This window comes from Paenibacillus oryzae (genome assembly GCF_001675045.1).
In the GTDB taxonomy this organism is placed as follows: Bacteria; Bacillota; Bacilli; order Paenibacillales; family Paenibacillaceae; genus Pristimantibacillus; species Pristimantibacillus oryzae.
This window is the reverse complement of the sequence record NZ_LYPA01000076.1, coordinates 92,829-107,111: the sequence shown is the minus strand read 5'-3', so window position 1 is coordinate 107,111 and position 14,283 is coordinate 92,829. Positions and strand designations below refer to the sequence as shown.

The following is a 14,283-nucleotide window of genomic DNA, read 5'->3' as shown; positions in this document are numbered from 1 at the left end:
TCAAGCATTACCCCATAAAAAGCTTACATGTTAAGTCAGACCCCAAACCAAAAAATGACTATTTTGTGAAGCTTGAAAAACGGTTTAATTTTGATAAATTGAGAATGGCTTGCAAGCGCCAAAAGTGTTATAATAGCTCGAAACTCACTGTAAAAGCAGTGTTTGCATCATCAATTACTATCAGCATTTAATTCGGAAGGATGGAATGAAGTCCATGAACCCATTGGCTCAGCAGTTAAATGAGACGTTGCAGAAGGAAAATCCGCATGTCTACGACATGTTGTCAGGCTTAGGCAAAGCCATTTATTTCCCGAAGGAAGGCATCCTCAGCCAGTCCGCCGAGGCCAAAAGCAAGGCTAACAAATTTAACGCCACAATCGGCATTGCAACTGAGGGCGGTCAGCCCATGCACCTCAAGCTCATTCAAGATACGCTAAGCTCCTACAATCCGAAGGATATATATGAATATGCGCCCCCGGCAGGCAAGCCGGAGCTGCGCAGCGCCTGGCGCGCCAAGATGGTTAAGGACAATCCCGGCCTGCAAGGCAAAAGCTATGGCAATCCCATCGTTACCAACGCCCTGACGCACGGTCTTAGCATCGTGGCTGATTTGTTCGCGGACGCGGGCGATGCGGTTATCATTCCCGATAAAAACTGGGAAAACTACGAGCTTACTTTTGGCGTGCGCCGAGGCGCCGTTATCGTAGAATACCCGCTCTATAATGAAGAAACCAAGTTTAACAGCAAAGGCTTCCGCGAAGCGTTGCTTGCGCAAAAGGACAAAGGAAAAGCCATTGTTGTCCTTAATTTCCCGAATAACCCGACTGGATATACCCCTGGGCTTCAGGAAGGCTTAGAAATTGTCGCTGCTATCAAGGATGCCGCAGAAGCGGGAATCAATGTTGCGGTCGTTACGGATGATGCTTATTTCGGGTTGTTTTTTGAAGATTCGCTTCAGGAATCGCTTTTCTCCCGTCTTTGTGATCTTCACCCGCGCGTATTGGCTATCAAGGTTGACGGCGCAACCAAGGAAGAATACGTCTGGGGCTTCCGCGTCGGCTTTATTACGTACGCATCCGACTCTCAAGCAGCGCTTGCCGCTTTAGAGCAAAAAACAATGGGCATTATTCGCGCAACGATTTCCAGCGGCCCTCATCCTTCCCAAACCTTTGTGCTTCATGCCCTCCAGTCGGAGCAGTTTGAAGAGCAAAAGGCGGAAAAATTCGCAATCATGAAAAGACGCGCCAATGTAGTCAAATCCTTGCTGGACAGCGGCAAATACGGCGATAACCTGCCTTATTATCCATTCAACTCCGGCTATTTCATGTGTCTCAAGCTGTCGGGCGTAACGGCGGAAGCTGTTCGGCAGCATTTGCTGAATGAATACGGAATCGGTACGATTGCGCTGGGCGAAACCGATCTTCGCATCGCGTTTTCCTGTATTGAGGAAATTCATCTGGAAGAGCTGTTCGATACGGTAAACAAAGCGGTTATCGAGGTTAAGCAAGCTCAATAGCAGATATTAAACTTTAGTCAAAAGCTTCAGTTCATAGAGGCAGCGCTTCTGAAGTTCAAGATCATGTTCCTGCGGACGCTTCAGAAGCGCCAGTTCAAGATCATGTTCCTGCGGACGCTTCAGAAGCGCCAGTTCAAGATCTTGTTCCTACGGACAATTTTGACCGTTAGAGGCCGTTTTTCAAGCAAATCGGTAGCTAACAGACATTTTTGGCCGTAACAGCTCTTTTTTTACCAAAATGATGCTGTTTTTAAATGCTAACGGACAAAAGCGACCGCTAAACTTTACTTTTTTTTACGATTTGGCGATGTTACGGTCATGGATGTCCACTAGGCAGTAAGAGGCAGGTTACGCCTTGTTATACGCGCACATGCCAAAAGGCGCTGCGGCTCCTCTAAGAGATTGTTCAAAAAAATGTTCACTTTCCATTTTTTTGATCACACACTTTTACGGAGCACCGCAGCGCCTTTATCCTTTTAGCAGCTTCTTTATCCTTTTAATTGAAGCCAATTAATCGAAGATTCGAAGCCTTTTAATTGAAACATTTTATTCGAAGCCTTTTAATTCGCAACTTTTAATACGCAACTAATACTACGCAACTATTTATTCGCAACTATTAATACGCAACTTTTAGTCATCTGCTTTTTAACCTGCTTTTTAAGCTCCTCTTCTACTCCTCTTCCTCCTCCAAAAGCAGCTTTCGCCGCAAAACCTTGGGACGTCTCCACACAAAAAGCAGCAATAAAACGGCCGCGACGGCGGGAGGAGCAAAAATACCTTGAAGCAGCAACGGCACAGCAGCCGCAAGCCATAACAGAACAAAACCCGTAGCCAGCGCGGCGGCATCCACCTTCAAATATTGTCCGATGCGGCCGTTTTCCGGCAGTGGATAAATGCTCCTCCACACCGTATATTTATTAATATTGCGAAGAGCCCCAAGCTGCACACTATAAACAAAGCCAAAAACAATTATCGAAAAAACAGCGCTCCAGCCGGACAAGGTAGCCGCTTCGGCCGCCCAATACGTAACAAGACAGCCCAGAGCTGCAATTCGGAGCAAAATACCGCCAATTTCCGTTCGCAGAAGCGATGCGGCATACATATAAACGAAGGTGCTATGTTGGCCATATGGAATTCGGCGCAGCAGCCAGGTTAAATACGGCCGCCGAGAGATGGAATTGTCCAATACAGGGACATCAATAAACAGGCTGAAAAAAGCATAATACCTCTTTCGTGTTCCCCGCTCCTCTTCAATGAGCCTTTCCCAAGGAAAAGAGCTTTTTGCCGCATTACGATACATGATCCCTAATACAAACAAGCCTAATGAGTTAATAATAACCGCTTGTCCAAGCGGAGCAAACAACCAGCCTCCGATCACAAGCGCAGTCACCAGCCAGCGCAGCACACGAGAAAATACCCGGTGTCCGCTCCAGCTAATCCGTCGTTCCTGCCACGCTCCCCAATAATTGATGACTCTAAGCACGAGGCAAACGAATGCCAAAAGCAGCACTCCGGCATTGCCAGCCTCAACGCCAGCCCCCGAACCGCCGCCCGCGTTAACTGCCGAATATAGCGGAGTATACAGCAAAAAAACGATTACCGCCCAAACTCCGCTCCATTTGATGGAGCGCTTAAACGAAAGAGACAAATAGCTCCCCATTTGATGCTCGCGCGGCATCAGGTAAACAACGTCTGCGGGATGCAGCCAGGTACGCAGCGGACTGCGGCACAGAAATGGCGTTAAGACCAATACCCCGATTTCCCCTATCGGAAAATCGGCCGGGGGATTCACAACAAGCTTGGTGTAGCTTATAACAGCCATGATCAAAACCAATGACAAAAAAGCAGGAAAACCGCTTTGACCCATGTAGCGTATGTATGGCATCATTTCACGGCGAAAACGTCCCGCCCGCTCTCTCCACAGCTTCTCCAGCTCAGCCCGGGACTCCGCCATCACTTCCCGCCTCCGCTGACCAGCTGGTAAAAGGCTTCCTCCAGCCCGCTGTCCCGATCTCTCATTCCCGCTGCGGCTGTAATATCGCCCAGCTCGCCCTGAGCGGCAATTGCGCCGCCATGCATAACGATAAAACGGTCGCAATAGGCTTCCACGGTTGACAATATATGCGAGCTCATCAAAATCGCCGCGCCGCTTTTTTTCACTTCTACAAGCCGCTCCAGCAGTGAACGAATGCCGAGCGGATCGAGCCCCAGGAATGGCTCGTCGATAATATACAGAGGCGGAGATGCCAGAAGTGCGCTCATAATCATCACCTTTTGCTTCATACCCTTGGATAGATGAGAAGCAAACGCCTTGCGTTTGGGAAGCATCTGAAACTCCTTCAGCAGCTCCTCCACCCGCAGGTCGTATTGCTCGCCGGACACGCCGTAAGCCATGCCGCTAAGCCGCAAATGCTCCTCCACCGTCAGCTCGTCGAACAAAGCCGGCGATTCCGGCACATAAGCAAAAGCTTCCCGATAAACCTCAGGCGACTGCTCCAGCGTTACGCCTGCCACCTTCACTTCTCCGCTATGAGGAGTCATAAGGCCTAATATATGCTTGATCGTAGTGCTTTTTCCCGCACCGTTTAATCCGATTAACCCGATCATTTCGCCTGACCGGATTTCAAAATCCACCTCATGCAGCACCGGCCTCTTGGGGCTATAGCCGCCTGTCAGCTTTTTCACCTGCAAAATCGTTGTCATTACATTCACCTTCATTTCCGCCATATAAAAACTCTCTGTCTATCAGCATACCGAAAATGGAGGCTAATTTCAAAAAAAGCCGCAATTGCCCCTTAAATCAAGTTCAGGCAATCAACATGCTCACCGCATATTAAAAAACCTTGGCCAGCCATCTCTATAGAGACGGTTGACCAAGGCCGGGCACAGATGTTTATTGCTTATTTTATTTCAATGGACTTAACGGTGCCAGCTTCGCCTTTAACCTCCACGACCTGACCGCTCTTCAGCTTGGACGCATCGCCAATGATGGTAACGTTAGCATCAACATTGTAAATCAACACTTTTGTTTGGCCGTTTTCCACGCGAGTCAGGGAAATCGTGGACAGCTTGGCCTGAGCATTGAAATTCAGCGTATTGACTTGCCCCAGCTCTGTAAAAGCCGTGCTTGCGGGAGCCTTCTCCGTCACTTCAATAAATACAACCTTTTGCTGATATGTCCGCAGGAACAAGCTGTCGCCCGCTTGCAGCGCGCTTACCGGGGCTTTTTTGTCATCACGGAAAATAAAGACAGTTGGATCAATTGCCAGTGTCACCTCGGTATTGTCCGGCTTGACGAGCGTTAATGTGCCGTTAACCGGAGCGGCTTTCAGCTTGCCGACAATCGCTTGCGCGTCATGGTCAGGCATTTCGTTGTCTGTACGATCAAGCAATGCCGCAAGCTCGGCGCGGGTAACGGGCTGATTAGGACGGAAGGTTTTGTTGCCGTGTTTATCGGAATAGCCCGTAATGATGCCCTTCTCAAGAGCAAGGGCTACATAACCAACCGCACCCGCCGGAATTTCATTAGCATCCTTGAAATCAAGCTTCGTATTGTTCAGCTTTTTGGCTTCATCCTCCAGCTTGAGCGCTTTAATCAACAAAATCGTCGACCAGAGCCGGGTTGCATTTTGCTCCGGCTTGATTTCCGTTTCCGATTCAATAAAAAGATCATTTTCCAAGCCTACCGCCACGTAACCAACGGCCCAAGGATATTTTTTGTACAGCTTATCGGCATCCTTGAAGTTGAGCTCGGTTTTCATTTCCTCCGCGGATTCCGCTTGTTCGCGCAGACCCATCAGTCTGACGGCCGCTGTCAACGTTTCAATACGCGAAATATTTTGCTTTGGCTTGAAGGTTCCATCCTCGTATCCCGTGAAAACGCCTTTTGCCGCCAGGCGCATAATGTATTCCAGCGCCCATTCCAAATCCTGCTCGTCCTTGAAGTTCCAGCGGATATTCGCCTTGTCTTCATCTTTGCTTTTATCTTTATCTTTGTTTCCTTTGCCGTTATTGCTATTTTCGTACCAGCCTTTATGTTTGCCTTTATCGTTTCCGTCATGATTGCCTTTGGCGTCCGCAAAAGCGGAGGTTGCGCCGCTTGCCAGCATAAGCATGGCTGTTGCCGTTATTGCAGTCTTTTTCCACAGTTTATTGGTAGTCATAAAAAAGCCACTCTCCTCTTTTTTCATTTGGCGATGTTGTCGCCGTTGTTGCCTTCGCCCATAACATTCGGGGGCCAAAAGACAATTAGAGGGGGTGGCTTTTATAAATAGTTATTTTGTACCATGCTGGTTGAGTAAAAAGATTCAGCTTGTTTGAACGCCATGTGAGCGGTTTTTCAGGGTCAAAGAGAATTATTTGTCCGCTTGGCTGGATTGTTGGCGCTTCTCTTTAAGCCATTTAGGCGCTCCCTTGTTTTTGCCTTCGCTTTTTTTAGTCTGTTTGGCCTTGCCGCCGGTCGATGAAGCAGATTTGACTGAACCGCCGGAAACGTTAGCGCGTCCTCCGTCAGGAGCGCCCGGACGTCCTCCCTTGGCTTTTACACCACTGTCTCTCCGGTTAGCTGCCACGGTTTTGTTGGAACGTCCATGAAGCGCTCCGGCATTCTCTCCAGTTGAACGACTCGGTTGGATTGAACCATTACGGCTTGCCGCTCCATCAGCTTTGGTATCTTTTACAGCTTTGTTTTCTAATACAGCTTTGGTTTCTCGAGCAGTCTTGGCTCTGCCGCCGCCCAAGCCAGTTCCATTTTCTCTTGGTTGTCCGCTTTTTATCCCCCTATGCGGGCTAGTTGCGGCAGCCAGCTCCTCCATCGATAAAAACCGGCCGCGGAACATAGCTCTTTCCTGCAGGTCAATGCCAAGCTGCTTGCGGAATTTTTCCATAATGAATAACTCCTGCGGAGTTACGATTGTAATAACCGTGCCGCTGCGGCCCATACGTCCCGTTCTTCCTGCCCGGTGGACATAGTGGTCGGCATCAATTGCAGGGTCCAGTTGCATGACCAGCGGCAGACCTTCAATATCCAGCCCGCGTGCCGCAACGTCGGTTGCAAGCAGCAATTGGCAAGTCCCGTCGCGGAAACGCGCCAGCGTTGCCGCTCTTCTCAGTTTGTCGGAATCGCCGTATAACGTCTCTACCGCAAAGCCTTCATACTTCAGCTTGGCTTCCCAATTGGCTATTTCACCCGTATCATTCAGGAATAACAAGGCGGAGGCCGGATTCAGCAGCCGCACAAGCCTGCGCACTGTATCGGTTTTATCGCGTTTATCGCTTAATATATAGTAGTTGGACACCGTTTCCGCAACCCGCTGCAGCGGCTTTAATTGCACGCGTACGGGCTCCTTCATCCAGCGTCCTTCGTAACGGGTCATAATTTCGGGATAAGTAGCCGAAAAAAAGGCGGTTTGCCTTTTCGGATTCATGGAATAAAGGACCGTTTCCAAATCCTTAGTGGAACCTAGCTGGAAGGTTTGATCCGCTTCGTCTATAACGACAAAACGAACCTCTCCAAGCTTCAGCTTGCGCAGCTTGACAAGCTCATGAATGCGTCCGGGAGTTCCTATGATCAGATGCGGGCGCAGCTTCAGCTTTTCAACCTGGCGCTTCATCGCGGCGCCGCCAATCAATTGCTGTATGCGGATGCCCAGCGGTTCGCTATATTGCTCCGCAACCCGTACAATTTGCATAGCCAGCTCCTGCGTCGGAGAAATAACAACGCCTTGAATGGCGCCTGATGCCGCATTTATCCGCTGAAGAATCGGCAGTAAAAACGCCAATGTTTTCCCGCTGCCGGTTTGCGAGCGCGCAGTAACATCATGCCCCGCCAAAAGCGCCGGAATCGCCTCAGCCTGAACATCGGTTGGCGTTACAATTCCACGTTCCTTCAGAGCCTGTGATAATGATTCAGTAATACCCAATTCCGTCCATGTTTTATCGTTCATGCCTTTAACTCCTCTATGTACCTGCTATTTTTGATTCATCCATTTTCCAAACAACCTGTCCACAGTGCGCGGAAACAACTGATACAGCTTGATCGCAAAACCAGCCTTACGCGGCAAGTCCAGCTCCGCCTTGCCCGTATCCATCACGCGAAGAATGCCTTTTACTACATATTCAGGCTTCATCATAAGCCATCCGACATTTTTGACGTAATTTCCGGCGGGATCTGCGATGCTAAAAAATTCAGTGTCGATGGGACCAGGATTTATGGCGGACACCTTGATGCCCTGTTGCGCCATCTCCATTCGGAGTGCATTGGTAAAGCCTAACACGGCATGTTTCGTTGCCGTATAGCTGACCGATTTGGCAGAGCCGATTTTCCCAGCCATGGATGCGATATTGACGATATGCCCCGAACCCCGCTTCAGCATATGGGGGAGCACTTCTTTTGTACAGCGTACTATGCCCATATAGTTGGTGTCCATCATAGCCTGGAAATCCTCCACCGGCATCTCCTCAAAACGCCGAAACTCGCCGTAACCGGCATTGTTGAGCAAAATGTCGATGACGCCATGTTTATTCAATACCTGCTCTACAACTTGACGAATTTCATCCCTGTTTGCAACATCCATCTTATAATAGAGACAATCCGCGGATATGGCCTCCGCATGTTTTTTAAGCTTTTCCAAATTACGGCCAGTCAACACCGGAACTGCCCCATGACGCGCCAGCTCGGAGGCTGCCAGCGCCCCAATCCCGCTCGATGCTCCCGTAATGAGCACGACCTTTCCTTTTAACATCTCAAACCACCGCCTTCGGCTTCCTCATTCTCTCTTGCTCAAGTGTAGCGCATCAGCTTCCTCGAAGCAAAGGCGTTTTCATGCAATTTTCAATGACAAAAGCCTCCTTCACCACCCTGCAGGCGGTCCGGAGGCTTTTGATTCTGAGGTTTAAGCTTGTTCTTCCATACTGCTCAAGAGCATACGGTCTTAGGAGGCCACCAATACCTGAATATCCAGCTCGCCGATTCCATCCATAATAAGAGGTATCGTCAGCGCTTGCGCCGGCTGAAACCCAGCGGATTGTGCGGACTGAATAACTTTTGGAGGCGTTATATCCACCCGGACACCTTGATTGTAAAGAATGGTGCTTGCATTTCCGCTAATCATGTTACCAAGTTCAGAAATCGCGCTACGTCCTATCTCGTCAATTTCAGAAATAACAAATCCGCCCATCATGGCCGACACCATCTTGAGAGCAACCTCTTCGCTCAAGCCAAAAACGATATCTCCGTTCATTTGTCCGTTAAGACCAATCTGAATCCAGATATAGTTTTCTACGAATTTAATGTCCTTCAGGCCTAATTGACCTGTTTCAGGCCGGATTTGCACCACCTGTTCAATTACGAGCTTTGCAGATTCAAGAAACGGATTGATATATTCTGCCTTCATAAAGGGTAGCGCTCCTTTGTTCGACAAAATTCGCTATTTGTCTAAGTTGTTAATAGTATACTTTAAATCATAGGACAAGTATACTATTATTCACACATATGAAACTTTAGACCTACGCAAATTTGTCGCAAAAACTTCCATTAGACCGCTTTTTTCCCTTGTTTCCGCCGAAAATGAATCCGTATCAAGCGAAGCTTTTCATACAATAGTTCGTCAGTTCTTCCATCTTTAGACCTATTACCCTCTCCATATACGTGCTCCAATACGGGTTTTAAATAACGATCGCCCTTTTCGGTCATGACTTCCAGGATGGAATGCATCTCCGCCTCCGGTACATCTCGCAGCTCTTCCTCAACCAGCGGCTCTAGCTCGTAGCCCTCCTGCTCCAATTGCTCCATTCTGAGCAGTAGCTCCCGCCGCGGCAGCTTCAGCTCTTCCTCCAGCGTGCTCAGAAGACCGCCTTGCTGTACAATGCTTAACAATCGCTTTTTCTCCTCCTGCCGCTCCAGCGCATTGCGGTATTTATTTTCCTGCTGCTTGAGCTGCCAGTTGCGGAACAATTCTCCGTCCAGCTTCTGTGCCACCCAATCCAATGGGAAAGCCGTTTCTCTGGTGTATGGTCTGGTGAGCTCCAAAATATCTCCGCCATAGGCTTCATTACGCGCTTTGCCCCAACCCGGAATTTGCCGCAGCTCTTCTTCATTATGAGGCAGATAAGCGCTAATCATCCACAGCAATACATTGGTGGCAATCAAAAAAGGCGATTTTCTGTCGGCGGCCGCTTTCTTGCGGCGCCATTCTCTTAGCGTCTGAAACACGGCTTCGTTCCCATAATGCTCGCCATAACACTGCAGCATGGAGCGATAGCTGCCTTTAGCATGACGGTCTCCATCCAGCATGGATTCAATGACGGGCACATAGCCTGCGCCCATCTTTAACGCAACCCCGTGCCGGAACGCTGTCAATAGCTCCTCCCATGACAGGCTTTCGTACCAAACCTCTAGCTCCATCGTTTGGGCAGTGTCCATTTCCTGCCAATTAACATGCCAAACGCCTTGCTCCTCGGCTATTGTTAAACGAGCGGTATAATGATGATCGCCTTCCAGTTTTTCGAATGTGTTCATGAATACCAGTTGCATTCCCATACACCCTTTCAATGGATTAAATGTAGCGACCGATAAACGAACCAGCCAGATTTTGAGGTGCAAAAAAAAGCACCTCCTTCGCAAATTTTGCGAAAGAGGTGCTTCCTCCCGTTCGTTCATGTATCACATTAAGGACATGCTACCATAATGAGGAACTTCTGGCAAGCGAAATCTTATACAGTTGCAATTAAAATCGTTATATCGTAATATATGGATATAGTGATTCAAAGGGAGCTGAACCATGGATAACAATTATCGGGCTTTTGATGCCAAGGCGGAAGTGCTGAAAGCTATTGCCCATCCCGTGCGGCTATGTATTCTAAACGGCCTGCTGCAAAAAGGAAATTGCAATGTTTCATTTATGCAGGATTGCCTTGGGCTGCCTCAATCAACAGTTTCCCAGCATTTGCAGAAGCTGAGGACAGCCGGAATAGTTGAAGCCGAGCGCAACGGGCTGGAAGTGAATTATTCCATTAAAAATGAAAAAATTAAACAGTTCGTGGAACTGTTTCTGGAGGAGGAGCAAAACTGATGGCAGCAAAAAAGGTTTTGATTATAGGCGGAGTTGCCGGCGGCGCTTCGGCGGCAGCCAGACTGAGGCGTCTTGATGAGCATGCCAGCATTATTATGTTTGAACGGGGCGAGCATATTTCTTTTGCCAACTGCGGCCTTCCCTATTTTATAGGAAACAGCATCAAGGAGCGTTCGCGCCTGCTGGTCCAGACTCCCGAGGGCATGAAGGAGCGCTTTAATATCGACGTCAGAACGCGCAGCGAGGTTTTATCTATTAATCATGAGCAGCGTCTCGTTAAAGTTCGCAGCGCGGACAAAGGTTTGTATGAGGAAAGTTATGATGCGCTAATTTTGTCGCCTGGAGCAAAGCCGATTGTTCCCGATTTGCCCGGCATTTCGGGGCGGCATATTTATACGCTTCGCAACATCCCGGATATGGACAGCATCAAAAGCAAGGTCGATCAGGAACGCACCCGTTCTGCGATTGTGATCGGAGGCGGATTTATCGGCGTCGAGATGGCAGAAAATCTGAGCGAGGCCGGACTAGAGGTAACGTTGATTGAAGCTGGACCCCAGGTCCTTGCCCCACTGGACCCCGAAATGGCCGGCATGCTTGCCGGAGAGCTGTCCGAGCAAGGCATCGGCCTGCTTTTTAACGAGAGAGTGCAGGGCTTTGAGGAAAACGGAGAAGGAGTCGGCGTCCATCTGGAAAGCGGCAATACTGTAACTGCGGATTTGGTTCTGCTGGCCATTGGAGTTACGCCGGATACGACTTTCCTGAAGAATAGCGGACTGGAGCTTGGTCCGAGAGGCCATATTGTCGTCAATGACAAGCTGGAAAGCAATCTTTCGGGGGTTTTCGCGGTTGGCGATGCCGTTGAGGTTGTGGATTACGTCAATGGCGGTAAAACCGCAATTCCGCTTGCCGGACCAGCCAACAAGCAAGGCCGGATCGCCGCCGATAATGTCTGCGGCTTGGATACAAGCTACAAGGGCACCCAAGGCACATCCATTATCAAGGTGTTCGGCTTGACCGGGGCTGCCACCGGAAACAACGAAAAAACGTTAAAGCGTCTTGGCTTGCCCTATCATGCCATTCACATTCACCCCAATTCCCATGCAGGCTATTATCCCGGAGCTTCATCGCTTTCCCTGAAGCTATTGTTTGATCCGGAAGGCGTTGTATTGGGCGCTCAAGCCGTCGGCAGGGATGGCGTCGACAAAAGAATAGACGATATCGCCACCCTCATACGGTACCGGGGTAATGTAATGGAGCTAAGCGAGCTGGAACTGGCTTATGCACCGCCCTATTCCTCTGCAAAAGATCCAGTCAATATGGCGGGATACGTTGCCGAAAATGTAGTTAAGGGATTAGTGGAAGTTTACAGTACAGCCGAGCTGGAGCGCCGCGATGAAAAAAATACGGTGCTGCTGGATGTCAGGTCCCAGATGGAGCATGCGGCAGGTCATATTCCAGGCTCTATGCACATTCCTGTCGATGAGCTGCGGGATCGTCTGGAGGAGCTGGATGCCAGCAAGGAGATATGGGTGTACTGCCAGGTCGGTCTGCGCGGATATACCGCTTCTCGCATCCTGAAGCAACGGGGATTCCGCGTAAAAAACTTGAGTGGAGGATACAAAACCTATCGGCTGTCCCGTCCGTCGCCTTATCCGACTAAACCTCGAAGCCTGAAAAAAGCATGGCCTGACGACGACGTGCAGGGCACAGCACCCGGCTCCGTCCCGAAAAACTACGGGCATGCGCAAACAATGGCTATGAAGGACATGCAAGCAGCGTCGGCAGCTGTGAACAACACGTATGGCGAAGCCTCGGCGGCTTTGGAGCAAACGTTCGTCCCTTCGCAGGGAGACGGTGGAGCATTAAAGGCCGACGCCACGCTGGATGCATGCGGCCTTTGTTGCCCAGGGCCTCTGCTTCAGGTTAAAAGCCGCATGGAGCAGCTGCACTCCGGTCAAGTGCTGCAGGTGACCGCTACCGATCCCGGGTTTTACGAGGATATCCGCGCATGGGCCAAAATGACCGGAAATAATTTGATGCAGCTCCAAAAGGAGGAAAACGGCGAAATCAATGCCTGGCTTCAAAAGTCAGAAGCTCCGCCTCGTTTCTCAGGTGCTGCCGCAGACAGCACCTCGCAGCTTGCTCCTTCTGGATCAAACGCCAGCACCATTGTTGTGTTCAGCGGCGATCTGGACAAAGCTATTGCTTCGTTTATAATTGCCAATGGAGCAGCGGCAAGCGGCAAAAAGGTTACGCTTTTCTTTACCTTTTGGGGACTTTCCATCATTCGCAAAAACAGCAAATCTGCTCCCGGAAAAAGCCTGATAGGCAAAATGTTCGGCACGATGCTGCCGCGAGGAAGCCGGAAGCTCAAAATGTCCCGCATGAATATGGCAGGAGCAGGCCCGGCCATGATTCGCTCTCTAATGAAAAGCAACAATGTTGCTTCCCTTGAAGAGCTTATACAATCCGCCATCGCGCAAGGCGTGGAAATCGTTGCTTGCCAAATGTCCATGGATTTGATGGGACTGAAGCGTGAGGAGTTAGTGGATGAAGCCGTTATAGGCGGAGTCGGCTATTATCTGGGCCAGACCGAAGGCGGAGGCCATCATCTGTTTATTTGATTGCTGCGGGCGGCTGCATAGTTCAAAATGGCTGCAGCCGCCCGTTCCCTGCGCTCGGCATCGCCATGCTGCATTGCCTGCTTAAGAATATCCAGCGCCATTCCGATGCTTTCTTCATCCACATCCGCTCCCGTTCCGTTAACCGTTTGCCGGGGCGTCGGCGAAAGCCAGAACTCCATTTGCGCATGGGATATTTCCTCGCCATATTTTGCAACTGGCTTTGCTTGATCCAATAAAAGCTTAAAGACATCGGGTATTTCCTGATGCGGCATCCCTTTTAGCCAGGTGACGCCGCGACGATGGCAGCTGCCGTCATCCGGCTGGTCCGCCTGCTCGACATAATAATAATCGCCAAGGTCGCCCCAATATACCTCCTCCCCGTTTCCGATAAGGATATAATCCCCGTCCTCCATGTCCATAACAAACGTTTTGATCCCTGCAAGCCGCATTTCGTTTTGACCCGATTCCGCTTCGTACTGCTTGCCCCCGTTTTGCGACTGTCCTGCTTCTGTCAGCGCTGCCGTCAGCTCATTTTCGTTCAAGCCCTCCAAGCCGCCAACGCCGGGACAAAACAAGCAAACAAAGCAGTCGCGGACAAAATCGCTCATCCGGCTGCTGCCATTGATTTCAGTTGTCAAAGCAAACAGCTTCACGACACATCCGCTCCATTCATTCCATCTGTCAAAATATTTTGGATGGCCTTCGGGCCGCTTTGCACAATTTCGCGCTGGGTGTCCGAATACGTAATCATGCCCGATTGCTCCCGCTCCTCGTTCATACGCTTCCGCCTTTCATTGTTTCAATCCCTACATAATATAAGCAAACCCTTTCGCGCCCGGCGGTTCTTCGTTTCAAGCTACCATCATAGTACCATATCCAATCAAGAGGAACTACGAAGCCGCGGCAACCCCGTCCAATAGTGATTTTTGTCGTTGACATTCCCCTTTCTAAGCAGCAGTCCTGACAGGATTATCTTGCAATCTACCATTATTTCATTTACTATTTTGGTGATTACATAGTACAAAACACCTGAAAGCAAGGGGCCAGCCACTAAAAAAGACCTATTTGCATA

General features: G+C 49.7%; 12 protein-coding genes. 3 read left to right on the top strand and 9 right to left on the bottom strand.

Annotated features, from left to right (window positions below; all coding sequences use genetic code 11):
• The first annotated feature begins 214 nt into the window (after positions 1-214).
• Positions 215-1,516, top strand: a complete 1,302-nt coding sequence (locus A7K91_RS23010; protein ID WP_068686823.1) for an aminotransferase class I/II-fold pyridoxal phosphate-dependent enzyme — start codon at positions 215-217, stop codon at positions 1,514-1,516.
• Positions 1,517-2,186: 670 nt separating this feature from the next.
• Here A7K91_RS23010 and A7K91_RS23005 read toward each other — a convergent pair.
• From A7K91_RS23005 to A7K91_RS22975, 7 genes are all read right to left on the bottom strand, one after another.
• Positions 2,187-3,470 (bottom strand): ABC transporter permease, encoded by a 1,284-nt coding sequence (locus A7K91_RS23005; protein ID WP_068686822.1) that lies wholly within the window; start codon positions 3,468-3,470, stop codon positions 2,187-2,189.
• On the bottom strand, positions 3,470-4,219 hold the full coding sequence (locus tag A7K91_RS23000; protein WP_068686878.1) for an ABC transporter ATP-binding protein: 750 nt from the start codon (positions 4,217-4,219) through the stop codon (positions 3,470-3,472). The genes A7K91_RS23005 and A7K91_RS23000 overlap by 1 nt, the downstream gene beginning before the upstream one ends.
• A gap of 197 nt (positions 4,220-4,416) precedes the next feature.
• A complete protein-coding gene (locus A7K91_RS22995) occupies positions 4,417-5,679 on the bottom strand; it encodes an S-layer homology domain-containing protein (RefSeq protein ID WP_068686821.1) in 1,263 nt (420 codons plus the stop codon).
• Between the two features lie 192 nt (positions 5,680-5,871).
• Entirely contained in the window at positions 5,872-7,461 is a 1,590-nt protein-coding gene (locus tag A7K91_RS22990; protein ID WP_068686820.1) for a DEAD/DEAH box helicase, read from the bottom strand.
• A 24-nt stretch (positions 7,462-7,485) separates the two neighbouring features.
• A complete protein-coding gene (locus A7K91_RS22985) occupies positions 7,486-8,259 on the bottom strand; it encodes an SDR family NAD(P)-dependent oxidoreductase (RefSeq protein WP_068686819.1) in 774 nt (257 codons plus the stop codon).
• 189 nt (positions 8,260-8,448) lie between these two features.
• Positions 8,449-8,910, bottom strand: coding sequence for a chemotaxis protein CheX (locus A7K91_RS22980; RefSeq protein WP_068686818.1), 462 nt, complete (start codon positions 8,908-8,910; stop codon positions 8,449-8,451).
• Positions 8,911-9,050: 140 nt separating this feature from the next.
• Complete coding sequence (locus tag A7K91_RS22975) at positions 9,051-10,049, bottom strand: HRDC domain-containing protein (protein WP_068686877.1); 999 nt, start codon at positions 10,047-10,049, stop codon at positions 9,051-9,053.
• A 247-nt stretch (positions 10,050-10,296) separates the two neighbouring features.
• Between A7K91_RS22975 and A7K91_RS22970 the strand changes: the two genes are divergently transcribed.
• Both A7K91_RS22970 and A7K91_RS22965 read left to right on the top strand, forming a co-directional pair.
• A complete protein-coding gene (locus tag A7K91_RS22970; protein ID WP_068686817.1) occupies positions 10,297-10,587 on the top strand; it encodes an ArsR/SmtB family transcription factor in 291 nt (96 codons plus the stop codon).
• Positions 10,587-13,211: an FAD-dependent oxidoreductase gene (locus A7K91_RS22965; protein WP_068686816.1), complete on the top strand. Its 2,625-nt coding sequence runs from the start codon at positions 10,587-10,589 to the stop codon at positions 13,209-13,211. The genes A7K91_RS22970 and A7K91_RS22965 overlap by 1 nt, the downstream gene beginning before the upstream one ends.
• Here A7K91_RS22965 and A7K91_RS22960 read toward each other — a convergent pair.
• Together A7K91_RS22960 and A7K91_RS27335 are read right to left on the bottom strand one after the other, a co-directional pair.
• On the bottom strand, positions 13,196-13,864 hold the full coding sequence (locus A7K91_RS22960) for a hypothetical protein (RefSeq protein ID WP_068686815.1): 669 nt from the start codon (positions 13,862-13,864) through the stop codon (positions 13,196-13,198). The two genes, A7K91_RS22965 and A7K91_RS22960, sit on opposite strands and share 16 nt — an antisense overlap.
• Positions 13,861-13,989 (bottom strand): hypothetical protein, encoded by a 129-nt coding sequence (locus A7K91_RS27335; protein WP_281198659.1) that lies wholly within the window; start codon positions 13,987-13,989, stop codon positions 13,861-13,863. The genes A7K91_RS22960 and A7K91_RS27335 overlap by 4 nt, the downstream gene beginning before the upstream one ends.
• Positions 13,990-14,283 lie beyond the last annotated feature (294 nt).